This window comes from Ensifer sp. Root954 (assembly GCF_001429005.1).
Classification (GTDB): Bacteria; Pseudomonadota; Alphaproteobacteria; order Rhizobiales; family Rhizobiaceae; genus Ensifer; species Ensifer adhaerens.
In genome coordinates, this window is record NZ_LMJM01000001.1 from 443,274 (window position 1) to 466,976 (window position 23,703).

The 23,703-nt window shown below is 63.6% G+C and carries 22 protein-coding genes; 7 read left to right on the forward strand and 15 right to left on the reverse strand.

What is annotated here, in order from left to right; all coding sequences use genetic code 11:
- Positions 1–110: 110 nt before the first annotated feature.
- The 6 genes from ASE71_RS01945 to ASE71_RS01970 all read right to left on the reverse strand — a co-directional run bounded on the left by ASE71_RS01945 (position 111) and on the right by ASE71_RS01970 (position 7,755).
- Positions 111–1,616: a tripartite tricarboxylate transporter permease gene (locus ASE71_RS01945; protein ID WP_060517766.1), complete on the reverse strand. Its 1,506-nt coding sequence runs from the start codon at positions 1,614–1,616 to the stop codon at positions 111–113.
- 10 nt (positions 1,617–1,626) lie between these two features.
- Positions 1,627–2,088, reverse strand: coding sequence for a tripartite tricarboxylate transporter TctB family protein (locus ASE71_RS01950; protein ID WP_034787711.1), 462 nt, complete (start codon positions 2,086–2,088; stop codon positions 1,627–1,629).
- A gap of 219 nt (positions 2,089–2,307) precedes the next feature.
- Positions 2,308–3,285: a tripartite tricarboxylate transporter substrate-binding protein gene (locus ASE71_RS01955; protein ID WP_060517764.1), complete on the reverse strand. Its 978-nt coding sequence runs from the start codon at positions 3,283–3,285 to the stop codon at positions 2,308–2,310.
- A gap of 228 nt (positions 3,286–3,513) precedes the next feature.
- Positions 3,514–4,299: a pseudouridine synthase gene (locus ASE71_RS01960; RefSeq protein ID WP_060517761.1), complete on the reverse strand. Its 786-nt coding sequence runs from the start codon at positions 4,297–4,299 to the stop codon at positions 3,514–3,516.
- A gap of 77 nt (positions 4,300–4,376) precedes the next feature.
- Entirely contained in the window at positions 4,377–5,939 is a 1,563-nt protein-coding gene (locus ASE71_RS01965; RefSeq protein ID WP_060517759.1) for a D-aminopeptidase, read from the reverse strand.
- A gap of 97 nt (positions 5,940–6,036) precedes the next feature.
- Complete coding sequence (locus tag ASE71_RS01970; protein WP_060517758.1) at positions 6,037–7,755, reverse strand: ABC transporter ATP-binding protein; 1,719 nt, start codon at positions 7,753–7,755, stop codon at positions 6,037–6,039.
- 335 nt (positions 7,756–8,090) lie between these two features.
- Here ASE71_RS01970 and ASE71_RS01975 point away from each other — a divergent pair, with 335 nt between their 5' ends.
- Positions 8,091–8,384 (forward strand): DUF6074 family protein, encoded by a 294-nt coding sequence (locus tag ASE71_RS01975; protein ID WP_034787698.1) that lies wholly within the window; start codon positions 8,091–8,093, stop codon positions 8,382–8,384.
- Between the two features lie 10 nt (positions 8,385–8,394).
- On the opposite strand, the gene ASE71_RS01980 is transcribed toward ASE71_RS01975, so the two are convergent.
- The 3 genes from ASE71_RS01980 to ASE71_RS01990 all read right to left on the reverse strand — a co-directional run bounded on the left by ASE71_RS01980 (position 8,395) and on the right by ASE71_RS01990 (position 12,421).
- Positions 8,395–9,615, reverse strand: coding sequence for an adenylate/guanylate cyclase domain-containing protein (locus tag ASE71_RS01980; RefSeq protein WP_060517756.1), 1,221 nt, complete (start codon positions 9,613–9,615; stop codon positions 8,395–8,397).
- A gap of 68 nt (positions 9,616–9,683) precedes the next feature.
- On the reverse strand, positions 9,684–11,750 hold the full coding sequence (locus ASE71_RS01985) for a pyridoxamine 5'-phosphate oxidase family protein (RefSeq protein WP_060517754.1): 2,067 nt from the start codon (positions 11,748–11,750) through the stop codon (positions 9,684–9,686).
- 59 nt (positions 11,751–11,809) lie between these two features.
- Entirely contained in the window at positions 11,810–12,421 is a 612-nt protein-coding gene (locus ASE71_RS01990; RefSeq protein ID WP_034787691.1) for a glutathione S-transferase family protein, read from the reverse strand.
- A 147-nt stretch (positions 12,422–12,568) separates the two neighbouring features.
- Between ASE71_RS01990 and ASE71_RS01995 the strand changes: the two genes are divergently transcribed.
- Positions 12,569–13,462 carry a LysR family transcriptional regulator gene (locus ASE71_RS01995; RefSeq protein WP_060517752.1) on the forward strand — a complete coding sequence of 298 codons (894 nt, stop codon included), beginning with the start codon at positions 12,569–12,571 and terminating at the stop codon, positions 13,460–13,462.
- Positions 13,463–13,472: 10 nt separating this feature from the next.
- Here ASE71_RS01995 and ASE71_RS02000 read toward each other — a convergent pair whose 3' ends face one another.
- The 3 genes from ASE71_RS02000 to ASE71_RS02010 are packed head-to-tail and all read right to left on the reverse strand — an operon-like array spanning position 13,473 to position 16,579.
- Entirely contained in the window at positions 13,473–14,276 is an 804-nt protein-coding gene (locus ASE71_RS02000; RefSeq protein WP_034787682.1) for a LytR/AlgR family response regulator transcription factor, read from the reverse strand.
- Positions 14,273–15,367: a sensor histidine kinase gene (locus ASE71_RS02005; protein ID WP_200949893.1), complete on the reverse strand. Its 1,095-nt coding sequence runs from the start codon at positions 15,365–15,367 to the stop codon at positions 14,273–14,275. Before ASE71_RS02005 ends, ASE71_RS02000 begins: the two co-directional genes overlap by 4 nt.
- Positions 15,368–15,376: 9 nt before the next feature.
- Positions 15,377–16,579, reverse strand: a complete 1,203-nt coding sequence (locus tag ASE71_RS02010; RefSeq protein ID WP_200949891.1) for a sensor histidine kinase — start codon at positions 16,577–16,579, stop codon at positions 15,377–15,379.
- A 256-nt stretch (positions 16,580–16,835) separates the two neighbouring features.
- Here ASE71_RS02010 and ASE71_RS02015 point away from each other — a divergent pair, with 256 nt between their 5' ends.
- On the forward strand, positions 16,836–19,862 hold the full coding sequence (locus ASE71_RS02015; protein WP_162251834.1) for an autotransporter domain-containing protein: 3,027 nt from the start codon (positions 16,836–16,838) through the stop codon (positions 19,860–19,862).
- Positions 19,862–20,398 carry an invasion associated locus B family protein gene (locus ASE71_RS02020; RefSeq protein WP_060517749.1) on the forward strand — a complete coding sequence of 179 codons (537 nt, stop codon included), beginning with the start codon at positions 19,862–19,864 and terminating at the stop codon, positions 20,396–20,398. The genes ASE71_RS02015 and ASE71_RS02020 overlap by 1 nt, the downstream gene beginning before the upstream one ends.
- Positions 20,399–20,566: 168 nt before the next feature.
- Here ASE71_RS02020 and ASE71_RS02025 read toward each other — a convergent pair whose 3' ends face one another.
- Positions 20,567–21,145, reverse strand: a complete 579-nt coding sequence (locus ASE71_RS02025; protein ID WP_034787676.1) for a flavin reductase family protein — start codon at positions 21,143–21,145, stop codon at positions 20,567–20,569.
- A 219-nt stretch (positions 21,146–21,364) separates the two neighbouring features.
- Here ASE71_RS02025 and ASE71_RS02030 point away from each other — a divergent pair, with 219 nt between their 5' ends.
- Genes ASE71_RS02030 through ASE71_RS02040 form a run of 3 tightly spaced genes read left to right on the forward strand, consistent with a single transcriptional unit; the run spans position 21,365 to position 22,353 of the window.
- Positions 21,365–21,688 (forward strand): ArsR/SmtB family transcription factor, encoded by a 324-nt coding sequence (locus ASE71_RS02030; RefSeq protein ID WP_034787670.1) that lies wholly within the window; start codon positions 21,365–21,367, stop codon positions 21,686–21,688.
- Complete coding sequence (locus ASE71_RS02035; protein WP_060517747.1) at positions 21,685–22,095, forward strand: SRPBCC family protein; 411 nt, start codon at positions 21,685–21,687, stop codon at positions 22,093–22,095. Before ASE71_RS02030 ends, ASE71_RS02035 begins: the two co-directional genes overlap by 4 nt.
- A gap of 42 nt (positions 22,096–22,137) precedes the next feature.
- Positions 22,138–22,353: a hypothetical protein gene (locus tag ASE71_RS02040; protein WP_034787664.1), complete on the forward strand. Its 216-nt coding sequence runs from the start codon at positions 22,138–22,140 to the stop codon at positions 22,351–22,353.
- A gap of 19 nt (positions 22,354–22,372) precedes the next feature.
- Here ASE71_RS02040 and ASE71_RS02045 read toward each other — a convergent pair whose 3' ends face one another.
- Both ASE71_RS02045 and ASE71_RS02050 read right to left on the reverse strand, forming a co-directional pair.
- Positions 22,373–22,627 carry a helix-turn-helix domain-containing protein gene (locus ASE71_RS02045; protein WP_060517745.1) on the reverse strand — a complete coding sequence of 85 codons (255 nt, stop codon included), beginning with the start codon at positions 22,625–22,627 and terminating at the stop codon, positions 22,373–22,375.
- A gap of 65 nt (positions 22,628–22,692) precedes the next feature.
- Positions 22,693–23,586: a LysR family transcriptional regulator gene (locus ASE71_RS02050; protein ID WP_034787658.1), complete on the reverse strand. Its 894-nt coding sequence runs from the start codon at positions 23,584–23,586 to the stop codon at positions 22,693–22,695.
- Between the last annotated feature and the right edge of the window lie 117 nt (positions 23,587–23,703).

Here is a 23,703-nt window from a genome sequence, read left to right on the forward strand (position 1 = left end):
CCGCGCAGGGGCAGAATGCCGCAGCCAGAAGAACGCCGCGCCTCCGATTGGGGCGCGGCGATTAACCTATTGAATTATATTGTTATTGTTGCGAAATTGGCGGGCAGGGATCAATCCTCCTCGACAAAAACCTCGTGGCGCTTGGCCTTCACACTCGGCAGGAACACGACGACGAGCACCAGGGCTGCGATCAGAAGCAGGATGGCGCTGATCGGTCGAGTGACGAATGTCGTCGGGTCTCCGCGCGACAGGATCATGGCGCGGCGGAGGTTTTCTTCGAGCAGCGGTCCGAGCACGAAGCCGAGCAGCAGCGGAGCGGGTTCGCAGCGCAGCTTCAACAGCAGGTAGCCGACGAGGCCGAAGAAGGCGACGGCATAGAGGTCGTAGACATTGGAGTTGACGCTGTAGACCCCGATCGAGCAGAACGCCATGATGATCGGGAAGAGCACGTAATAGGGGATCTTGAGCAGCTTCACCCAGAGCCCGATCAACGGCAGATTCAGGACCACGAGCATCAGATTGCCGATCCACATCGAGGCGATGATGCCCCAGAAGAGGGCGGGCTGTTCGCTTGCGACGTTCGGACCAGGCACGATGCCCTGGATGATCATCGCGCCGATCATCAGCGCCATCACCGGGTTGGCGGGAATGCCAAGGGTGAGCAGCGGAATGAACGAGGTCTGCGCGCCCGCATTGTTGGCGCTTTCCGGACCGGCGACGCCGGCAATCGCACCGTGGCCGAACTCTTCGGGGTGGTCCGAGACTCGTTTCTCCACGGTGTAGGAAGCGAAGGCCGCAAGGATTGCGCCGCCACCGGGCAGAATGCCGAGCGCCGAACCGATGATGGTGCCGCGCACGACCGGCGCGAACATGCGCTTGAAGTCGTCCCTGGTCGGCATCAGGTCGGTGACTTTGGCCATCAGCACCTCGCGGGTGCGTTCGTTTTCAAGGTTGCGCAGGATCTCGGCGATGCCGAAGACACCGACGGCGAGCGCTACGAAGTTCAGGCCGTCGGCATATTCCCGGATGCCGAGGGTAAAGCGCGGCGTGCCGGAATAGATATCCGTGCCGACGAGGCCGAGCAGGAGGCCGAGGGCGACCATGGCCAGCGCCTTGACGATCGACCCGTGCGCGAGTGCGATCGAGGAGACGAGGCCGACGATCATCAACGAGAAGTACTCGGCAGCGCCGAACTTCAGGGCGATTTCGGTCAAGGGCGGCGCGAAGACCGCGACGAGGAAGGTCGAGACGGTGCCGGCAAAGAATGAGCCGAGGGCAGCGATCGCCAGGGCGGCGCCGGCCCGACCCTTGCGGGCCATCTGGTATCCGTCGATCGCGGTGACGGCTGACGACGATTCGCCCGGCATGTTGATCAGGATCGCCGTGGTCGAGCCGCCATACTGCGCGCCGTAATAGATGCCGGCGAGCATGATCAGCGAGGAGACCGGCTCGAGCTGGAAGGTGATCGGCAGCAGCATGGCGATGGTCGCGGTTGCGCCGATGCCCGGAAGGACACCGATCAGGGTGCCGAGAAGCACTCCGATGAGGCAGAAGAGCAGGTTGGCGGGGGAACCGGCGGTTACAAAGCCGAGCGCGAGATTGTTGAAAAGATCCATTGCGCGTCTCCTAGAATTGGACCCAGGGGCCGAAGCGCTGGAAGGGCAGGCCGAGACCATAGCTGAACACGGCGACGGAGAAGGCCGTCAGCGCTGCGGAGAGCGCCAAAGCCATGAGCGGCGTCATGCGGCCGGAGGCAAAGCAGGCGATGAGTGCCGTGAAGAACAGTGCCGGGACGAAGCCGAGGCCGCGGACCGTGAGGCCGAAGAAAACCGGCGCCGGCAAAATGAAGAGCATGCCACGCAGCGCAATCGCGCCGATCGGCTCCCCCTGGACGCGGGTGGACTGTACGAGGATCACGATGCCGAGGAGCGTCAGGATGATCGCGAGCACGAGGGGGAAATAGCCAGGCCCCATGCGGAAGGCCGTGCCGAGCTCTAGGTTGAAGGCCTGCCAGGCGAAGAACAGGCCGACCGCGGTCAGGATCCCGCCGCAGAGCGCATTGGTGCTATCGAAGGAGAGTGATTTCATCGTGTCCCCATTTGTTTTCGCGGGGTAGCCGGGCCGAGGCGTCGACGGCCTCCCGCATTGGCATTGCCGGCTCGCGCCGGGTTCGCACATTGGGCAACGTCGCGTTGACAGCTGTCAACCGCTGTTGACGGCGCCTGTCCGGACACCGTCGGGAACATGCCCATGTCAGAACCGCCGCACCCCGAGATGACTCGAGAGCGCGGCGCGATGAGCGGTGGATTAGTCGGCGTACTGGCCGGCCGCTTCGATCACCGGCTTCCAGCGGGCGATCTCGCCTTCGAGCTTGGTCTTCAGCGCGGCGGGGGTGGCGTCGCTGTCCGAAGACGGCTCGGTGCCCAGTTCGCCGAAGCGGGCAACCACGTTCGGATCCTTGAGCGCCACCTGCAGCGACTTCGACAGGCGTTCGGTCACTTCAGCCGGCGTACCCTTCGGCGCGTAGACGCCGTGCCAGATGCCAACCTGCAGGTTCGGCAGACCACCTTCGGTGGTCGTCGGCAAGTCCGGGAAGACCTTCAGGCGTTCGGGCGAGGTGACGGCGTACGCCTTGATCGTGCCGCCCTGAATCTGCTTGGTGGTGTTGGTCGTCTGGTCGCACATGATGTCGACCTGACCGCCGAGGAGATCGGTCATCGCCGGACCGGTGCCCTTGTAGGGAACGGTGGTCAGCGGCGTTTCGATGGCGCTCATGAACATCATGCCGCAGAGGTGCGAGGCGGCGCCGATGCCGGCATTGGCGACGGTGACCGTGTCCTTGTTCGCCTTCACATATTCGACGAGACCCTTGAGGTCGGTCGGCTCGAGGTCCTTGCGCGCGACGATGGTCATCGGCACTTCGGTGACGAGGCCGACATATTCGAAGGCGTTCAGCGTGTCATAGGCGAGTTTGCGGTAGAGCGTCGCGCTGGTTGCCATGCCGATGTGATGGAGCAGCACGGTGTAGCCGTCCGGATCGGCCTGGGCGACGCGACCGGCGCCAAGCGTACCGCCGGCGCCGCCGACGTTCTCGACGATGATCTGCTGGCCGAGGTCCTTCGACATGGATTCAGCAACCAGGCGCGCAACCGTGTCCGTCGGGCCACCGGCGGAGAAGGGCACGACCATGGTGATCGAACGTTCGGGGTAGGTCTGTGCGTTGGCGGAAACGGCAAAAATGGAAAGGGCGGCAACGGCGCCGAGCAATGCGTTGAGGGTTTTCATCTTCTTCCTCCCGGATGAAATATGGCCAGCCGGCAAGGTTTCCTCCCACGCCGGTGCTGGATGCCCCCATTTGCGGACGCAATCTTAGCACAGACAACGGGCTGTCCGCACGATCCGACGCATTTGTCAGGAGCCTGGATCGGCTTTGGGTGGATTCGGAAACATGGCGGTGCTCGCGTGGGTGGATTTCCACCCATCGCGCGTTTGGCTGCGCGCCGCGGGAAGGGCCTAGAGGCCGGTGCGCCGCTTCAGATCGGCGATTTCGTCGGCGGTGAGGTTACGCGCAGCACCCTTCGGCAAATCACCGAGAGCGATCGTCCCGATCGAAACCCGCAGCAGCCGCAGCACTTCGAAGCCGAGCGCATCGAGCATGCGGCGAATCTGGCGGTTTCGACCCTCTTCGAGTTCCACCTCGATCCACATGTTGCGGCCGCCCACCCTTAGGCGTTCGGCCCTGGCGGCCCGCAACATCTCGCCGCCTTCGTCGATGCCGGCGACCATTTGCGCAAGCTGCGCGTCGTCGATCTGCCCGGTCAGTTGCACGTGATAGACCTTGCCGACATGGGTTTCCGGATCGAGCAGCCGCTGCGCAAGCACCGTGTCGTTGGTGAACAGCAGAAGGCCCTCGCTCGCCTTGTCGAGGCGTCCGACCGGCGACAGATGGGTGGAGTCGATGTTCTTCAGGCAGTCGAAGACCGTCGGCCGGCCCTCCGGGTCATGCCTGGTCGTCACCAGCCCGCGCGGCTTGTTCAGCATCAGGTAGACCTTCTCTTCGGCAAGCACGGCCTTACCGTCAACGGCGAGACGGTCCTTGTCGACATCGACCCATGCGGTGAGGTCAGTTGCCTTGCGCCCGTTGATGCTGACGCGGCCTTCAAGCACCAGTTTCTCGGCCTGCGTGCGCGAGCAGTAACCAAGCTTGGAAAGGGCGCGGGCGACCGTCACGCGTTTTCCCGTATCGGCCGCGGGGCGGCGGCCGGTATCTCGGGCGGCTGTCGGTCGCTTCTGTTTCACGTTCTGGTCTTCCGGTTATGGTCATCTTGTGCCGCATGGTCCCGCCTGCGAGCATCGCCGGCGACGCGATCTCGACATCAGCCGATCTTGCTATAGTCGATCCGCCGGGCGAGCCAGCAGCCGATCGTCAGCCCCGTCACCTTGCCTTCTGCGTCACGCGAAACGACTACGGTCCAGTCTCCCGGTGCCGGCGCGTCCATCGAGCGTTTGCAGCGCAGCAGCCAGACATCTTCGGCGAGCGGCCGCAGGGCGTGCATGGCGCCTCTGCCAAGCGATCCGTCGAAACCACCATAGAAGACGCCGTTGGTGGAGACGATGTCGAGATCGGCATCGAGTTCTGCCGCATGGTAGCGGCCGGCGATATCAGGCTTGGCGGCGCCGGAGATGCGCGCGGCGTGAACCGTCAGGTTCTCACGCGGGCGCTCCATGTGTAGCGAGGCGCCTTCCACGCGAAGGGTAACGGCCGCTGACTGCGCGCTGCCATCCGGACCGACCGCAAGCGTTTCGGCACCCGTGGCGAAGTTCAGCGCGACGCGGGATTTGCCGGCGGGCCTGGTAACGAGTGCGAGGCCCGTTTCCGGATCCAGATAGCTGCCGGTGCCGTCGGCATCCCAGTTGCCTGTCGCGGGCTCTGCATCGCTGTGGCCAAGGGCGACCTTCATCAATGCGGTCGCCGCCGCATGGGCGTCGGCTTCATGGTTGAACATCACCACGACCGAAAGGCGCTCAGCGGGCGCGTAGAGCCTGCGGCTGCGGAAGCCGCGCAGCGCGCCGCCATGGCCGGTGATGGCGACGTCGCCGATCTTTTCATGCGCAAGGCCGAACCCATAATGGGCCGGGCGGCCATCGGCATAGGTCTGCGGTACGGACAGGCGGCGATAGAGACTGTTTTCGTCATTCCGCGTCCGGTCGATGAAGCATTCCCAGGCGAGCATATCGTTGAGCGAAGCGGAAACACCGGCATCGCCGGCCCAGTAGATGTTGTTGGCCGCCTCGAAATAGCCAGCCGTCTCATTGCCCTCGTAGCCGACGATACCGTCGGGGGGCAGGCTCGTATCGGCGGTGAGGGCAGCGGTCTGCATGTCGGCCGGGCCGAACACGGAACGCTGATAGAGCTCGGCCATCGAGCGCCCGGTATGCGCTTCGATGAGGTCGGCGAGAATGCGGAAATTACCGTTCGAATAGGAGTAACGCGTGCCCGGCTCGAAATGGGTCGACCGCGCGGAGGAGAGCAGGGACCGTGCGTCCTCGCGGCGGAAGACGCCGTCGTGCCTGGCGCCTTGCAGCACGGTCAGCGCCCAGTAGTCGCGCAGCCCCGACTGGTTGTGACAGAGATGGGCCACGGTCGGGCGCTTGCCTTCGAGCAGAGGCAGGTAGGTGTCGAGCGCGCGGTCGAGCTTTGCCGGTTCGCCGACGGCGTCCAGAAGCACGGCGCAGGTCATCTGCTTGGTGATCGAGCAGATCGGTACGCGGGTTGTCGCCGTCATCGGCCTGCGGGCGGTCAGGTCGGCATAGCCCCAGCTGTGGCTGAGGATCACCTGACCATCCCGGACCACACCGGCGACGCCGCCGGGACCGGGATAGTGTTGGGGCAGGGCTTTTAGGGCGCGTTCGAGAGCGGAAAGTTCGGAAGTGGTCATGGCGCTGAAGAATCGGTCCGACGAAGGGCAGGGCGGTGTCTGCCTTCGTTCGTACCGTCCCCTCCCGGCACTTGCAATGCCGCGCCGACAGCTCTCCTCAGCCGGCGCCTGCCTGGGCGTGATAGAGGCGGCTGTAGGCGCCCTTGGCGGCCAGCAGCGTTGCATGCGGTCCCTGTTCGCGAATGCCGCTACCGTCGACCACGACGATGCGGTCGGCATCGCGGATCGTTGCCAGCCGGTGCGCGATGATCAGCGTCGTGCGCCCCTTGGAAAGCTCGGTAAGAGACTGCTGGATTGCTCTCTCGGTTTCCGTGTCGAGCGCCGAGGTGGCCTCGTCGAGAATGAGGATCGCCGGGTTTTTCAGGAACATGCGGGCGATCGCCAGTCGCTGTTTCTGTCCGCCGGAAAGCTTGACGCCGCGTTCGCCGATCACCGTGTCCATGCCGTCGGGCAGGGCCGCGATCATGCCGTCGAGCCGGGCGCGCCGCGCCGCTTCCAGGATGTCGGCTTCGTTTGCTCCGAGCCGGCCATAGGCGATGTTGTCGCGAATGGTGCCGGCAAAGAGGAAGACATCCTGCTGCACGATGCCGATCTGGCCGCGCAGCGACGACAAGGTGATGTCGCGGATATCTGTGCCGTCGACAGTGATTGCGCCTTCCATCACTTCGTAGAAGCGCGGCAGAAGCGAGCAGATCGTCGTCTTGCCGGCGCCCGACGGGCCGACGAAGGCGATCGTCTCGCCGGCGCGGATCGTGAGGTCGATATTCTGGATGATCGGCTTTTCGGCGCTGTAGCCGAAGGAGACGTTGCTGTAGGTGATGTCGCCCTTGAGATCAGCGACGTCGGTCGCACCGGGACGATCCTCGATATCGGGCTCGGTCTCCATCAGTTCGAGGAAGCGCTTGAAGCCGGCGATGCCCTTCGGATAGGTCTCGATCACCGAATTAATCTTCTCGACCGGCCGGAAGAAGACGCCGACCAGAAGCAGGAAGCTGACGAAGCCGCCATTGGTCAGCTCGCCCGTCAACACGAAGTAGCAGCCGGTAATCATCACGATCAGCTGCGTCAGCCGCATGCTCATGTAACTCAGCGACGTGCTGGCCGCCATGATACGGTAGGCCTCAAGCTTGGTGCGGCGATAGTTCTGGTTGTCGGTCTCGAACAGGCTGCGCTCATGGGCCTCGTTGGCGAAGGCCTGGACCACGCGCATGCCACCGACATTCTCCTCGATACGGGCGTTGAAGTCTCCGATCCGGCCGTAGAGATTGCGAAAATTCCGGGTCATGCGCCCGCCGTAGCGGCTGGTTACCCAGGCGGTCAGTGGCACGACGGCGGCGGTAATCAGCGCCAGCTGCCAATGCACCATCAGCATCAGGATCAGCGCACCGATGAAGGTCATGACGGCAATGAACAGATCCTCCGGACCGTGATGCGCGACCTCGCCGATTTCTTCCAGATCCTTGGTGAGGCGGCCGACGAGATGGCCGGTCTTCTGGTTGTCGAAGAACGAGAAAGAGAGCTTCTGCAGATGATCGAAGGCCATGCGCCGCATGTCCGTCTCGATATTGATGCCGAGCATGTGGCCCCAATAGGTGACGGTTGCCATCAGGCCGGTGTTGAGCAGGTAGACGATCAGCAGCCCCACGGAGGACAGCAGGATCAGTGTCCATTCCTGGCTCGGCAAGAGCTGGTCGACGAACAGCTTCACCGCAATCGGGAAGCCGAGTTCAAGCAGGCCTGATAGTACGGCGCAGGAAAAGTCGAGAATGAACAGGCCGCGATAGGGGCGGTAGAACGCGAAGAAACGCTTCAGCATGCACGTGCACTCACTGGGGGCGGGGGCGCCATGGGCGCTGATAGAAAGATGATTTTTAATGTCATGTTTTTGGATCGAAACCAACCCAGAAAAGCGTGAAAGCGTGTCGGCCACGTGACGCGACCGATGTCTCGTGCACCTGCGAGACGCAATCGGTTCACTTCGGCACCGGTGGGAAGGAAACGTTAACCATAGGCTTCGTAGAAATGGAATCAGCAGAGCAAATCGCCTTCGGTTGGGGACACCGGAAGCGGAGCCATTGCTCTATATCACTACGCGTAGGGCGTCTTTGTGCGTTCGCGTCAACGCACGAAGTCCAGGGGGCAAACGAGACGATGGCAAGCAATCAATCAGTGGAAGCCACGGAAACCAACACCATTGTTCCGTTTCCGGTGGTCAGGAGATTGCATGCCATTCGCAGTGCTGCCGCCGAGCTTGAAGATCTGCACGGTGCCGAAGCGCTGCAATTCTGGCGCCGCCGCTGCCGCGCTCTAGCGGATGAGCTCTTTGCCTGCGGATGTTCGGAAGACGAAGTGCGCCATCAGGTTCTGGTTTTTCAGGACGAGGTGCAGATCGAGCTGCAGCATCGCCACCTCTCGCGTCTTTCTGCAGGCGCGATGAGCCAGTAGCCGCTGCGTCTCAGGCCATCGGCAATTCCGGATCCCAGGTAAACAGCTCCTTGGCCCTCGCGATGCCGCGCAGCGCAAAGCGGCCGAGCGAGACTGCGTGGACCCGTTCATCCGGCGGGCAGGCTTCGACGAAATCAGACGACATGATCATGTGCCTCTCGACGGAACGGCACATCGAGGAAATGCGGCTCACCTCATTGACCGCCGGGCCGACCACGGTGAAATCGAGGCGGGTCTGGCTGCCGATATTGCCATAGAAAACTTCGCCGATATGGAGCCCGAGATAGACCTCGGTGGTCGGCTTGCCTTCGGCCTGCCGGCGGGTGTCGAGTTCCGCAAGCATGCGGCGCAGCTGCCGTTCGGCGCCGATTGCATTGGCGCAGGCGGTCCCCGGATCGTCGGCATTGAAGATCGCCAGAACACCGTCGCCGATCAGCTTCAGCACGCTGCCGCCATGGTCGTGAATGGCGGTGATCACGGTTCCTGAATAATCGTTGAGAAGCGGGATGATCTCGTCGGGTGCTGCGGTGTCGGAGATGCGCGTATAGCCGCGCAGGTCGGAAAACCACATGACCGTTTCGATGCGTTCGGCCGAACCGCGGGCAATGCTGCCCTTGACGACGCGCTGGCCGGCATCGGCGCCGAGATAGACGTCCGCAAGCGTGCTGATGATCCGCACGCATGAGCCTGCCTTCACCGCTAGCGCAAGCGTTGGCAGCAGGATACGGAGTGCTGCGATGTCATCCTCGCTGAAGCCACCGTCGTTCCGCGTCGTCCAATAGGAATAGAAACAGTCCATCTCGCCGACGCGGCCCTGGTCGGTGAAGTGGTGGATCATGCTGACGCAGTCGGTGTGGCCTTCGTCTTTCAGCTTGTCCAATATGTTGTAGGTGGTGCCCTCGTCGGAGGAAAGCCGGATGCGGCGCTCCGCGGTTCGGTCGCAAAGCATGTGGTAGAAGATCGAATTCTGCCAGTTCAGCAGCGCCTCGCCCGTGGTCGTCGAGCCGTATTGGATGACCTCCGGCGTGATCTCGCTTTCGTCGTTCCACTGGAACGCGCGCCCCTCGAATTCGGGATGCAACGTGTCGATCAACCCGAGCGCGCGGGCAAGGTCGAGACCGGCTGCCCGACATTGCTCGCAGAAGCCGGCAAACAGCTCCGGCTCGTCCAGTCCCTTCAGGCCCTGTTCTGAAAGCCAGAGCACGATATCGCGTAGCTGTTGGTCGTTCATGGCGCATCCCGCTCGGCCGAGGTCGACTGCCTGATGATGTGGTGCATCATCCATAGCCGAACCAGGGCTCAGAGCGAAAGATGCAGTTTGCCCGTTTCGCTCTCCGCCGGCACGGCGCAACAGATCAGCGCTTCGCCTTCGCCGACCGGGAAGGAGGGCTGCGAGGGGTAGGTCACCCTGCCCTCCAGCACTGGCGTCCGACAGGTGCCGCAACTGCCGTTGCGGCAGCCGTATTCCGGGTTCAGGCCACGCGCCTCCGCCAGATCAAGCAGCGTGCCTTCGCCCGGCTGCCAGCGCGCCTCCTTGCTCGACTTGGCAAAGACGACGTGAACCGGGGCGTTCGCCGCCGGTACCATCACCGGGCCAGAACCGCCGTCCGGTCGCCGGGTCAGCGACGACAGCCCGAAGGCCTCCGCATGGATGCGGGCATCGGCGATGTTGAGCGCCCGCAAGCCGTCATAGAGCGACTGGGTGAAGGCGGCCGGGCCGCAGAGATAGAAATCGTAGTCGTCGAAGGGCAGGGTGGCCTTGAGATGGGTGAGGTCGATGCGACCGGCAATGTCATAGTCCTGGCTTTCGATGGCCGTTGCCGGCTGGCTCAGCGCCCGCACCAGACGAATATTGCCCTCGCCTTCCGCGACCAGGTCGGCGATCTCCCGATCGAAGGCGCGCTCTTCCGGCGAGCGGGCGGCCTGAAAGATCCAGGTCGGGCGCGTGCGCCGCTTGCGGCGGCTTTCGGCGACAATGTGCTTGAGCATGGCAAGGATCGGCGTGATGCCGACGCCGGCGCCGATCAGCACGGCGGGCCGCCGCTCGGTTCCATCGATCGTGAAGCTGCCGGCAGGCGCCCGCGCCTCGATCCGGTCTCCAGGCTTCAGTCCGTGCAAGTGCCGGGAAGCCACGCCGTCCTTCTTGACGCTGATGCGGTAGAGACCATCCGTCGGTGCCGAGGACAGCGTATAGCTCCTGACGAGCGGTCTTTCGCCGTCTCCGACGTTGATGCGGATCGGCAGGTGCTGGCCGGCCTGATGGGCCATGAGCCCGACGCCATCGTCCGGCGCGAGGTAGAGCGAGCGGATCGTCGTGCTCTCGTCCTCAACGCGGGCAATCCGGAACGGGCGCCACGCATCGGCAAGGGCCGCGGCGTCAAGCCGGACCTTCGCCTGATCCCAGTCGCCGGTGGAATTGAGGCTGGGAGACCAGCCGCCCTCCTCGAAGGCCCAACGAAGCGGCAGGCCGTCCTCGCGATAAATGACCTTCTCCGGCCGGAAGCGCCACAGGCGTTCGGCGCCCTGAAATGCCGCGACCTCCAGAGAAGACAGGATCACCTCGGCGCTGCCGGTCATCTGCAGCATGTCGCCGGTCGCAAAATCGACGAACAGCAGTCCTGCGCGCGGGTTGACCATGAAATTGCCGAGCGTGTTGAAGAACAGGTTTCCGGAGAAGTCCGGAATCGTCAGCACGCCGTCCTCGCCGATCTGTACGAAACCCGCCTTGCCGCCGCGATGCGAGACGTCGACCTGGCGCTCGCCGCTGTCGCGATCGACGTAGGACGCGACGAAGAAGGTGTCGGCCTTGGCGATGATGGCCCGGGCGCGGGCGTCGAGCACGCGACCATGCACCGGGCGCACCGAGGCCGGCTGGTGCGGGTCGCGAACGAAGGCGAACTGGCGAAGCTGGATATATTGCGGGCAGTTGCCGAAGCTCTGCCGGACGCGGAGCGTGAAGCCGTCGTCGGCATCGCGCCGGATCGCGCCGTTCAACCGGTTCCTGCGCCGGGTTTCGAGCTGGATGCCGAGCATGCCGATGGAGTGCGCGTCCTCCATGCCGGCATCGGCCGGATCATCCCTGTCACGCGGCAACCGTATATCGAGATTCCAGGCGTCCGGCGCCTGCATGAAGCCGGGGGCTGCCGCGCGCATCGTCGCCCAGACATCGCCGCTCGCGTCGACGGCCCCGAACATGGCGAAGGGCAGCATCGGGAAGAATTGCTGGTGCTGCTCCGGCATGAAGCTGCGCACGAAATTGCGCCCGGTCGCATCCATGCGCTCGGCGACGCCGAGGCTGCGCTGGATGGCGAGTTCGCCTTCGTGCCACGGCGAATCCGGCTTTTTCTGCTGTGCGTTGTCCGGCATGGTCGGGTGTCCCGGTTGGAAGGGGGCCGGGGCAGCGCTGCCGCCCCGGGGAGCTTGGATCAGGCGGCGAGGCCGACGGCGGTCTTCTCAAAGCCGACGAAGCCGGGCAGGCGCTCGATGCGCGAAAGCCAGGCACGAACATGGGCGTAGTCGGAAAGGTCGACATTGCCTTCCGGTGCTGCCGACACGTAGCTGTAGAGGGCGACGTCGGCGATGGTCGGCCTTGCGCCCACGAGGAAGTCGTGGCCGGCAAGCTCCGCATCGATCTGTGCAAGCACCCGGTGGGCCCTGGAGATAGCCCCTTCTGCATCCAGATTGGCGCCGAAGACCGTGACGAGACGCGCGGCTGCCGGACCAAAGGCGATGTCACCGGCGGCAACCGAGAGCCATTTCTGCACCTTCGCCGCCGAGGCCGGATCTTCCGGCAGCCAGTCGATGCGGCCGAGCTTCTTGGCGAGGTAGACGAGGATGGCGTTGCTGTCGGCGATGACCGTGCCTTCGTCGTCGAGCACCGGAACCTGACCGAAGGGATTGAGCGCGAGGAATTCCGGCGCCTTGTGTGCCCGCGCCTTGAGGTCGACGTCGATCAGCTCGTGCGGCACGCCGAGCAGCGACAGGAAAAGCTGCGCCCTGTGCGAGTGGCCGGAGAGCGGATGGCGGTAGAGTTTCATGGGAGATGTCCTCGAAGAGCTTGAGAACCGTCACGGCCCTCCGGCGGTTCGGAATGAACCGCCTTCGAGATCAATCTATGACTTTCCAATTTTCGGCAGTAGAATGCGATTTCGATAGTCTGATTTCCGAATTATGGAAGGATAAAAGTGGACCGTCTCGACGCCATGGGGGTTCTGATCGCCGTCATCGAAAACGGCAGCCTGTCGGCAGCCTCCCGGCACCTCAAGGTGCCGTTGGCCACGATCAGCCGGAAGGTTTCCGAGCTTGAAGCGCATCTGGGCGCGCAACTCATCACCAGGACCAACCGCAGGATCCAGCTGACAGAGGCCGGCCGCGTCTATGTCGAGGCTGCCAAGGAGATCCTTGCCCGCGTCGAAGAGGCGGAACGGGTGGCAGCCGGCGAATACAGCACGATCAAGGGCGATCTGACGGTCTCTGCGCCCATCGTCTTCGGACGCCTGCATGTGCTTCCCGTCGTGGTCGATTTCCTCAAGGCCCATCCCGAGGTCGATATGCGGCTCGCCTTGGGCGACCGGTTCGCCAATCTCGTCGACGATCACATCGACGTGGCGCTGAGGATCGGCAACCTGCCCGACAGCAATCTCGTGGCGACGAAGATCGGCACGGTGCGCCGGGTGGTCTATGCAAGCCCCGATTATGTCGCGCGGCATGGCGTGCTCCGGCACCCCAGCGAACTTGCCGATCACGATTGCATCACCTTCGAAAACGTTACGGCCGCCCATGTCTGGCGTTTCCTCGACGGCGGGCGCGAGCTGGCCGCGCCGATCCGGTCGCGGCTTATCGTCAATACGGCGGAATCCGCCGTCGACGCGGCGATATCCGGTCTTGGATTGACGCGGGTGCTTTCCTATCAGGTGGCGCGCCAAGTGGCGGACGGCCTGCTCGTGCCGCTGCTGGAAGACTTTGAGCACCCGGCGCTGCCGGTCCAGCTCGTCTATCTTCCGCAGGGGCTGGTGCCGATGAAGCTCCGGGCCTTCGTCGACTTCGCCGCCCCGCGGCTGCGCGCGGTCCTGCGATAGTGGGCGGCGGCTAGTCCGGCTGGCTGCGTTCGCCGGTCGTCGGGCGGATGTGTCGGGCGTAGGTTCGGCCGACGCGGATCTCGCTGCCGTCGGAGAGAAGGGCGATGAGCGCGGCGAAGGGGGCCTGCTTCAGCCCCACGATACAGTCCCGGCGCACGATCGAGCTGCGATGCAGCCTGAGGAATTCTGCGGGATCGAGGCGACGCTCGAGCGAGGCGAGGCTTTCGTGGTGCAGATAGGACCGGCCCTCGACGTGAATGCGGACATAGTCGCGTTCCGCCTGAAAGCGCACGACCCGGTCGAGCGCGATCCGCACGAATTCTCCCCGGGCCTTGATCCAAAGGTCGCCGGTCTGGGTTTCGTGCTTGCGCAGCGCCTGGCGCAGCGCCGTCACGGTTTCGTTGAGTTCGAGCACCCGCTCGGCGCTCGTGCGTGCCGCGATTGCGAGGCGGGCGCGCTCGATCGCGGTGCGCAGGCGGCTGGATTCGATCGGCTTGGTGACATAGTCGACCGCGGCGGCTTCGAAGGCGCGCAGCGCATAGTGGTCGAAGGCGGTCACGAAAACGACTGCGGGTGCGTGGTCGCCCAGCCGTTCCAGGACATCGAAGCCGGTGCCGCCCGGCATCTGGATGTCGAGCAGGATCGCGTCCGGCGAAAGCTCGGCAACCATGGAGCAGGCCTGCTGCACGTTGCCGGCCGTTCCCACCACCTCAACGGCGGGCATGGCGCCGAGCAGGCGCAGAAGGCGCCGCCGCGCCAGCGGCTCGTCGTCGATGACGAGGATCGAAAGCGGAACAGTCTGGATTTCATTCATGCAAGCCTCAGCGGCATTGTGATTGCAGCTCTGAAACGACCGGGCGTGACGAGACCCGAAACGCAGGCGCCGACGCCGGGAAAACGGGCCTGGACGCGATCGGCTACATTCTTGAGGCCGATCCCCGTGCCCGGTCTCCGCTCGGTTTCGGGAGTTGCCGCAATGTCGTTTTCGACGGAGATTTCCAGCGCATGGCCCACTTTGGCGGCGCTGATGACGATTTCCACCTGATCCGGCGAGCGGCTGACCCCGTGCTTGACGGCATTTTCGATCAGCGGCTGCAGGATGAGGCTTGGCACCAAGGCCTCCTCGAGACCGGTGTCGATGTCCATTCGGAGCCTCATGCGGTCGCAATAGCGCTCGCCCTCGATATGCAGGTAACCGGCCTGGAGCGCGAGTTCGTCGGCAAGCCGCACGTCGTGCAGCGGGTCAAGCTCCAGCGTCGTGCGCAGAAAGTTGGACAGCGACATCACCATGCGCGTCGCGGCAAGGGGCTGCCCCTCCTCGATCAGGCCGGTGATGGAGTTCAGTGTGTTAAACAGGAAATGCGGGTTGACCTGGTAGCGCAGCGCCCGCATCTGTGCGGCGAGTGCCTCCTCGCGCGTGATCGCCAGGCGTCGCTCGCGCTCGCGCAGTTCGAAGCTGTAGAGCAATGCCACGAAGAAGAAGGACCAGCCGACGAAGGTCGCCATGCTGTAGACCAGCGTGTAGCCGATGCTGGTCCAGTCCGGCGTGATCGGGTCGGGACGCACGATGAAAAGATAGAGAAGAAAGTCGACGCCGGTATTGGCGATCGCAGCCATCAGAGCGGTCGTAAAGCCGACGACGATCTTCAGCGCGATGTGTTGATGGCGGACGCCGAACATCGCAGCGGCGATGCCATAGGAAAAGACCATGCCGCAGGACATCAACAGGAGCTTGCCTGGCGCGGACATGATCGGGTCGATCCCGAGGATCGCCCAAAGAATGCTGCTGATCAGGAATTCCACGAACCAGTAGAGAAAACCGAGCCAGAGCGTCGCGCGCCGCACGCTGGCGATGTAAGCGCTCTCGTCCACCGATCTTGCGTCGTCCTCAGGTTTCATGGCCATTTTTATCCTTCAACCGGCCGCCGATGTCGATTGCCGTTCGTCGGCCAAATCGAGCGGTTTGCAGAAAGGCCCGGACTTTCGACCTTTGCCGGCCGTCGTTGGCCGGAGAGCGGCGATCAGACCAGCCGCAGCGGCATGGTGATCGCTGCCCGAAACCGGTGCGGTGCCACGAGGCCGGATATGAAGGCTCCGACCTCGGGGAACCGGGCCTTGATGCGGTCGGCGACATTCCTCAGTCCGGTGCCGGTCCCGGCAGGTTTGTTCGCCGGGCGGGGCGGCTCGTTCGCCATGTCGTTTTCGACGGAAAGCTCCAGCGTCTCGCCTTGCCTTGCCGCCCGGATCACGATCTCGACCACGCCGATCGAACCGCCCACGCCGTGCTTGATCGCATTTTCGATCAATGGCTGGAAGGATGAGGCTCGGGACCAGCGCCTGCTCCAGGCCCGGTGCAATGTCGAGCTTGACCCGCATGCGGTCGGAGAAGCGTTCGCCCTCGATGTTGAGATAGCCGAGCTGCAAGGCCAGCTCGTCGGCAAGGCAAACGTCCTGCATCGGATCCAGCTCGAGTGTCGTGCGCAGGAAGGAGGAGAGCGAGAGCACCATGCGGCGGGCGGTCGTCGATGCGCCCTCTTCGATCAGCCCGGCAATCGAGTTCAAGGTGTTGAACAGGAAGTGCGGATTGACCTGGTAGCGCAGCGCCCGCATCTGCGCCGTCAGCGCTTCCTCCCGTGTCACGGCAAGCCGGCGTTCCCGCTCGCGCAGTTCGTAATTGGCGAGAAGGGCGATGTAGAGAAACGCCCATCCGTGAAACAGCGCCATGCAATAGATGAGGGTGTAGCCGACATTGGTCCAGTTGATTGGGCCCGGATCGCCATGCTCGATCAGGCCGTGACTGAGGAGATCGACGCTGGCATTGATCGCTGCGGCGACGAGCGCCAGGGCGGAGCCGAGCAGAAGCTTGAAGAGGATGGACCTGCCCCGGAAGCGAAAGAGTGCCACTGCCATCGCATAGGACATGAGTGTCCCGTTCAGCATCAGGATCAGGGTGATCGGCGCGATCGCAATCGGGTCATATCCAAGGAAAGCCCAGAGCGTACTGCTGATGACGAACTGCATGAACTGGTAGAGGAGCCCGAGGAAGAGCGTCGCCCGCCGAACGCTTGCGGCATATCCAGCCTCGTCAGGCAAAACCGTCTCATGTCCTCGCACCATGCGAGGTTTTATCCTTCAAGTCCATATGGTTGTCGACCGCCGTTCGTCGCCGAAAACAAGCCGTTTGCAGAAACCCACAGCCCTTCGACGCCGCAATCTGCCGTTTGCAGAAAGCCGAATTCTCGCTTTTTGCGGGCTTGCTATAGCCGCCCCATGACCCGTGCTTTCCCGGCGAATCCGTTCGCCTGGGATTTGTGCGCCCACGAATGAAAAGGAAAAGGGGCAGACATTGAATACCTGTGCGAAGGCGGACGTTTTGAGGATCAACCTTCTGAGTTCGACGGCGCTCGGTCGCGCCGGCCTGCTCTCACTGGCTCTGGCCGCCGTGCCACTCGTGCCGTCGCCGGCAAAGGCGGCCGGATTGCTGGTTCCAAACGACACAACGTGGTCCAGCGACCATACGATCAACGGCAATCTCGTTATCCGCGGCGGGCCGGGCGGCGCGACACTGACGATCAACAATGGTGCCAAGGTTGAGAGTACCGATGGTTACATCGCAGACAGTCGCGGCAGCGTCGGCACGGTCGTCGTCTCCGGGCCGGGCTCGACCTGGGACATCGTCGATGCCAATCCCAACGGCGACCGCATGCTCTTTGTTGGCGGCTTCGAAGGCGGTATCTATGGCGGCAAGGGCACGCTGATCGTCGAGAACGGCGGCAAGGTTTCGGCTAAGGAGACCTATGTCGGCGCCCTGCAGGAGGGCGACGGAACGCTCGTGGTGCGCGGCGCGGGTTCCATGCTAAACACCGAGTTCCTGGGGGTCGCTTACGGTGCACTGACGCTGAACACCGCTACAGTTCGGATCGAGGACGGCGGCCTCGTCAACACCAACAAGACCTACTTCGAAAATGGCACGGTGCTCGTCACCGGCGACAATACGCGCTGGGTCAACACCGGTGAATTCACGATCGGCGACAGCTTTACCGTCGAGAAGGGCGCTGTCGTTTCCACCAACACCGCGATCCTGCGTGAGGACGAGAGCACCGACACCATCCAGGCCGTTATCGACGGCGCCGGCAGCGAACTCAAGGTGGCCGACAAGCTGACGATCGGCGAGGCTGGTCGCGCCAATCTTTCGGTCGCCAACGGCGCCAAGCTTTCGGTTGGTGGCGACATCGTGCTTTCGGGCGTCGGCGGTATCAACAATGAGGGCATGGGCAATCTGACGATCGGCGGTGCCGTCGATCTGAACAATATCGCCGAACCCGTTGCACGGCAGGCGCAGGGCGCCGGCACGGTCAACTCGTCCTCGAAGATCGATTTTGGGCCGCGCCGGGGCTACGTCAACTTCAACCATACGAACACCGGCTACGAGTTCGGCAATGTCATGGTCGGCAAGGGCATGATCTCGAATTTCTCCGGCGAGACCATCCTTACCGGTGACCTGTCGAAGTTCTATGGCAAGGTGAACGTTTCCGGCGGCAAGCTGGTGGTGAAGGGCAACGTCGACACGATCGACAATGACTCGGATAATGGCCCCTTGGACTATAGTGAGACCAACTTCGAGGTCACCAATGGCTCGCTGATCGTCGACGGTGCGACGGGACGCATCGAGGGCGACCGTTTCTATACCGGTGAAGTGAACGTCTGGGGTGAATCAAGGAGCAGTTCGGCCTTCGGCCGGCTTGGCGGCTCGGGCACGGTGGGCAACACCTATATCGACAAGAAGGCGATCATTTCGCCCGGCAACAATTCCACTGGCACGCTGACGATCATGGGTCGGCTGGATATGGCGACCGGCTCGATCTACGAGGCCGACATCGCCGGCGACGGCCGCTCCGACCGCATCGTCGTCAAGAGCATCGGCACCAACGACAACACCGGCATCGCGAAGATCGGCAGCGGCACGAACGTGCAGGTCACGGCACTCGATGCCAATACCAGCTATAAGACCGGTCAGACCTATACGATCCTGACCGCCGATCGGGCAATCGAAGGAAAGTTCGCCGAGGCGATCTCCAAGTCTGCCTTCCTCGAAGTGTCGCTTGACCAGCAGGAAAAGCAGGTCGATCTCAAGATCAAGGTCAAGAACGGCGGCACGAAGCCGGGAGAAGAACCCAAGCCGGGCGAAGAGCCCAAGCCCGGCGAGCCGAAGCCGGGTGAGCCCGAACCCGGTGTCTTTGAAGGTGAGGCGAACACCGGCAACCAGCGACAGACGGCGCTTGCCCTCAACACGCTCGCCCAGAGCGGTCCCTCGCTCGGGCTCTACAACGCCCTGATCCTTCAGGATGGAGATGCAGCACGCCGCGCCTTCGACCTGTTGTCCGGCGAGGTCCACGCTTCGGCGCAGACGGCGCTGATCAACGACAGCAGTCTCTTGCGCAACGCCGCCAACAACCGCATTCGCGATGCATTTGGCGACGTGGGTGCGGCAAACGTTCCGGTTCTCGCTTACGGTCCAGAGGACAAGATCACGACGGGTGCTGTTGCCGCCGTCAACGCTGTACCCGTCGCGCCGCCGGCAATGGTCGGCTGGGGACAGGTGTTCGGGTCCTGGACCAACACGGACGGCAACGGCAACGCCGGTGCGCTCGATCAGTCGACCGGCGGTTTCGTTACCGGTTTCGATGCGGCTATCTCGGACAATGCGCTCGTCGGTATCATGGCCGGCTACAGCCGGACCAACTTCGACGTCGACAGCCGCTCGGCGAGTGGCAACAGCGACAATTACCACCTTGGTGTCTATAGCGGCAGCCGGTGGGGCGACGTCGCACTGCGCTCGGGCCTTGCCTATACCTGGCATTCGATCAACACGTCGCGCAATGTCGCCTTCCCGGGCTTCAGCGATCAGTTGAAGGCCGATTATGACGCAGGCACCTTCCAGGCCTTCGGTGAAGTCGGCTACCGCATCGACCTGCCGAGTGTCGCGCTCGAGCCGTTCGCCAACCTCGCCTATGTCAGCCTGCACACCGACGGCTTCACCGAGCGCGGTGGTGCGGCGGCTCTGTCGACCCGGAGCAACACGACGGATACGACCTTCACGACGCTCGGTCTTCGCGCTTCGGCTCCGCTCAGCCTCGGCACCACGGAAGCGAAGCTGCGCGGCATGCTCGGCTGGCAGCATGCCTTCGGCGATACGACCCCGTTCTCGGCGATGGCGTTCGGCACGGGCAGCGCCTTCTCGGTCGCCGGAACGCCGATCGCCGAGGATGCGGCGATCATCGAAGCCGGCATCGACTTCGCGCTGACCGGCACTGCGAGCCTCGGCATCACCTATACCGGCCAGTTCGGTTCGGGCACGACGCAGAACGCGGTCGACGCCAAGCTCGACGTGCGCTTCTGATGCGAAGGTTCGTCTGGCTCTCGACAATGCTGATGGCGACGTTCGTCGCCATCACGCCGCTTCATGGGGAAGACGCCGCCGGCAAGCCCGCGGCGCCCTCCCAGCTTTCGGAGACCTACGAGGACTGGAGCGTCGCCTGCGCCGAGATCGAGGGAAAGAAACATTGCCTCCTCTCACAGCGCCAGTTCCACAAGAGCGGTCAGCATGTGCTGACGATCGAGCTTCGCACGGCGGCCGAAGCCGGGCTTGAGGGGAGCCTCGCGCTCCCCTTCGGTCTTTATCTGGATAAGGGCGTGACGCTTGGCGTCGACGACGCGACCGGCGGCAAGCCGACCCGCTTCCGCACCTGCTTGCCGCTCGGCTGCATCGTGCCTTTGACCTTCACCGAAGCGACGGTTGCGCTGCTTCGTAGCGGCACGGCATTGAAGATCGGCGCGTTCGCCAGCGACAGCCAAAAGGACGTGGCGTTCGCTGTCTCGCTCAAGGGCTTCGCTGCAGCACTCGACCGGGTGATCGCCCTGTCCGGAAGGAGCTGAGGCAACGTCACGGCCTTCGCTTCACCGCCAGGCTTTTGGCCGGTTTTTTTAAGATGCGTAGCCTCCCGGGGCGGGCCCGGTCGTGCGAAAGAGCGCGGCCGGGTCTTCTCCATGGGGGGAACCGAGTGTCGCCATCCGGACGCGCCACCGTTGGTGGGCGCTTTCGGCCTATCGGGAGGACACGTCGATCGCATCGCCGATGGCGTAGAAATGCCCGCCCGCCACATAGTGCAGGCTGCGCAAGGCCGGATCGGCCGTCTCGAACATCCAATGCCCGTCGCGAAACACGCGATCGTCGGCCCAGGCCGCGAAGACTTCGCCGATGAACAGGTCGTAGCGGCTCTCGATCGACGGCTCGCTGATCAGCCGGCAGGCGAGCCAGGCGGAGCAGCCGGTAACAAGCGGAAGATCATAGTCCGGCATGTCGAACAGTTTGACGCCGGCGTTGCGAAGTTTGTCGGGATCGTCGTGAAGGCTCGTGGTGCCCACCGCATGGGTCAGCAGCGCCTGGGCGGCGGTCGGCACCTGGATGACGAACACGCCCGCTTCCTCCGCGAGGCTGCGGGTACGGGTGGCGCTGTCGAGCACGACCGTCAGCTTGGGCGGATCGTAATCGAGCGCGCAGGCCCAGGCTGCCGCCATCACATCCTGAACGCCGCCATGGCGGGCGGAAACCAGGACTGTCGGGCCATGGTTCAGCAGCCGGTATGCCTTTTCGAGAGGAACGGCACGAATATGCGAAACCATCAGACTACCTCACCGCCATTGGCGGACATTGACCGATCATGCCTCTTCTATAGGGGCGCTGCATTTCGCCAACAAGCGCAAGCTTTCGCGGTGCCGGAGGGGCGGTACGGCAGCGGCTGCAAGGCACTTGAAAGGGATGGGGGCCGACGAAACATAAGCGTTTGACAAACGCATATCCGATTGGCTATACGTCGTCTCATAGCCAATCGGGTATGAGACATGACTGAGTTGCAGGACGCGGTTTTTCGGGCGCTCGCCGATCCCACACGCCGTGGGCTCTTCGAACACCTTTGCCGCCAGGGGGATACCACGGTCGTCGGCTTGTTGGCCGATGCCGGGGTTTCGCAGCCGGTCGTGTCCAAGCATCTCAAGATCCTGAAGGCTGCAGGGCTCGTGCACGACCGGCATGAGGGCCGCTACACCTATTACAGCGCCCGGCGCGAAGCGCTCGCGACGCTGGTTGACTGGACGACGGAGATGGCCGGCTTCTGGCAGGACCGCTTCGACGATCTCGATGATCTCCTGAAGAGAATGGACCAATGATCGAAACAACGGAAACCACCCGCTCTGTCGTCGTCGAACGCGACTTTCCCCATCCGCCGGAGAAGATCTGGCGCGCGCTGACGCAGCCGCATCTGATTGCCGAATGGCTGATGCGCAACGATTTCATTCCCGAAGTCGGCCGTCGCTTTACCCTTTCCGCCGATTGGGGCCAGGTCGATTGCGAGGTTCAGACGATCGAGGCGAACCGCTCGCTCGCCTATCGCTGGGACACCAAGGACTTGACCAGTGTCGTCACCTGGACGCTCGCGCCCGCCAGGGGCGGCACGAGCCTGCGCATGGAACAGCGCGGCTTCAGAGCCGACCAAAAGGCCTATTTCCAGGGCGCGACGGTCGGATGGCCACGCTTCTTCACTCAGCTGGAAGACGTCGTCGCGAAACTCGACTGATCGCAGCCATTGACGACCGTTGCTCAAACCCAAGGTGCCAGAATGACCGCCCTGATCCGGAAAATCCATCGCTGGACGTCGCTGCTCTTCTCCCTGGCCGTCGCCGCCATCTTTGCCGGCATGCCAGTAATGACGCTCCCCGAATGGGTCTACTACCTGCCCCTGCCGCCGTTGGCGGTGCTGCTACCGACCGGCATTTACCTTTTCGTGCTGCCCTATCTGGGCAAGCCCGAGGGCAGGATGCAGGCGGCGGAGTAGGGAATAGCGCCAGCCCGGCTCAATCCGCGGACAGAGCCGGGCTGGCAAAGCGCTTGCGATATTCGGCCGGCGTGACGCCGACATGTCGCATGAAGGCGCGCCGGAGCGTATCGGCATCGGCAAAGCCGCAGCGGGCGGCGACCTGCTTGGGGGCGTCCTGCCCCTGCTCGAGCAGGCGCCGGGCCGCCGCGACACGTGCTTCTACGATCGGCCCACCATCGGGCATAAGCGACCAGCGAAGCAGATAGGGCGCAAAATCGCTGCTGATTGTCATACTGCGGATCCGCTGATTGCGCGCGGTGGCACCACGGCCACGGCGCGAACTGACGAGCGCTTCCCTCAGGCCTGCTCCACGAGGCAGTCGATCAATGCTCGGGTCGCAGCCGGTAGGTTTCTGTGCGGCGGATAAATGAGGGAGAAGGGGCGCGACCGGCCACCGAATTCCGGCAGAAGCTCGACCAGGCTGCCGCGCGCCAGGCGGTCGCGCGCGATGAAATCATAGGTTTGGCAGATCCCGAGGCCTGCCTCCGTCAACGAGACGGTGCCGAGCACGTCGTCCTCCACCTGGATCGGGCCATGGGGTATCCAGTCGAGGTCGGCTCCGGCGACGCGCAACAGCCATGGGGCCGGACGCCCGCTGCTCGGCATGATGAAGGGCAGGCAGGTATGTGCTGCGAGCTCGTCGACAGAACGCGGCATGCCACGCCGCGCGACGTAATCGGGCGAGGCGACCAGCCTCAACGGCGCGTCTTCGAGCCTTCTGCCGATCATGCCGCTGTCGGGGAGCTGGCCGAGGCGTATGGCAAGGTCGTAGCCCTCGGCGACCAGATCGACATTGCGGTTGGCAATCGACAGCTCGACGGTGACGGATGGATGCCTCGTCGCGAAGCGGGTCAGCTTTTCCGGCAGCTGGAAATGGCCATAGGTCGTGGGCGCACTGAGCCGAACGCGTCCGGCAACAACGCCGTCGCCTTGAATGGCGCGTTCGGCCTGATCGATTGTCTCGAAGGCCGCCCGCACCTGATCGAGGTAGACCCGCCCGGCGTCGGTGAGGCTGATGCGCCGCGTCGTCCGCCGCACCAGCTGCGTGCCGAGTTTCGTCTCGAGCCTGGTGATGGCGCGGCTCAGCACGGAAGGCGTCGTGGCCAGCGCGACGGCTCCTGCGGTCATCGACCCCTTGTCCATGACGGTGATGAAAGCCTCGACATCGGCGAGGTGATCGAAGCGACGCATTTTTGCCTCTGAAGACCAGATCATTTCCTGCGCGGCGCATTTATCGCCGCAGATGGAAGCAATAAATAAGCAGCATCAATTGAGAGCCGCAATGTCAGGCTCGCTTCAACCAGGAGA

Coding starts and splice junctions, on each gene's coding strand:
- ASE71_RS01945 (WP_060517766.1), bottom strand. CDS start 1,616: ATGGATCTTTTCAACAATCTCGCGCTCGGCTTTGTAACCGCCGGTTCC.
- ASE71_RS01950 (WP_034787711.1), bottom strand. CDS start 2,088: ATGAAATCACTCTCCTTCGATAGCACCAATGCGCTCTGCGGCGGGATC.
- ASE71_RS01955 (WP_060517764.1), bottom strand. CDS start 3,285: ATGAAAACCCTCAACGCATTGCTCGGCGCCGTTGCCGCCCTTTCCATT.
- ASE71_RS01965 (WP_060517759.1), bottom strand. CDS start 5,939: ATGACCACTTCCGAACTTTCCGCTCTCGAACGCGCCCTAAAAGCCCTG.
- ASE71_RS01970 (WP_060517758.1), bottom strand. CDS start 7,755: ATGCTGAAGCGTTTCTTCGCGTTCTACCGCCCCTATCGCGGCCTGTTC.
- ASE71_RS01975 (WP_034787698.1), top strand. CDS start 8,091: ATGGCAAGCAATCAATCAGTGGAAGCCACGGAAACCAACACCATTGTT.
- ASE71_RS01980 (WP_060517756.1), bottom strand. CDS start 9,615: ATGAACGACCAACAGCTACGCGATATCGTGCTCTGGCTTTCAGAACAG.
- ASE71_RS01985 (WP_060517754.1), bottom strand. CDS start 11,750: ATGCCGGACAACGCACAGCAGAAAAAGCCGGATTCGCCGTGGCACGAA.
- ASE71_RS01990 (WP_034787691.1), bottom strand. CDS start 12,421: ATGAAACTCTACCGCCATCCGCTCTCCGGCCACTCGCACAGGGCGCAG.
- ASE71_RS02000 (WP_034787682.1), bottom strand. CDS start 14,276: ATGAATGAAATCCAGACTGTTCCGCTTTCGATCCTCGTCATCGACGAC.
- ASE71_RS02005 (WP_200949893.1), bottom strand. CDS start 15,367: ATGGCCATGAAACCTGAGGACGACGCAAGATCGGTGGACGAGAGCGCT.
- ASE71_RS02010 (WP_200949891.1), bottom strand. CDS start 16,579: ATGGTGCGAGGACATGAGACGGTTTTGCCTGACGAGGCTGGATATGCC.
- ASE71_RS02020 (WP_060517749.1), top strand. CDS start 19,862: ATGCGAAGGTTCGTCTGGCTCTCGACAATGCTGATGGCGACGTTCGTC.
- ASE71_RS02025 (WP_034787676.1), bottom strand. CDS start 21,145: ATGGTTTCGCATATTCGTGCCGTTCCTCTCGAAAAGGCATACCGGCTG.
- ASE71_RS02030 (WP_034787670.1), top strand. CDS start 21,365: ATGACTGAGTTGCAGGACGCGGTTTTTCGGGCGCTCGCCGATCCCACA.
- ASE71_RS02035 (WP_060517747.1), top strand. CDS start 21,685: ATGATCGAAACAACGGAAACCACCCGCTCTGTCGTCGTCGAACGCGAC.
- ASE71_RS02040 (WP_034787664.1), top strand. CDS start 22,138: ATGACCGCCCTGATCCGGAAAATCCATCGCTGGACGTCGCTGCTCTTC.
- ASE71_RS02045 (WP_060517745.1), bottom strand. CDS start 22,627: ATGACAATCAGCAGCGATTTTGCGCCCTATCTGCTTCGCTGGTCGCTT.
- ASE71_RS02050 (WP_034787658.1), bottom strand. CDS start 23,586: ATGCGTCGCTTCGATCACCTCGCCGATGTCGAGGCTTTCATCACCGTC.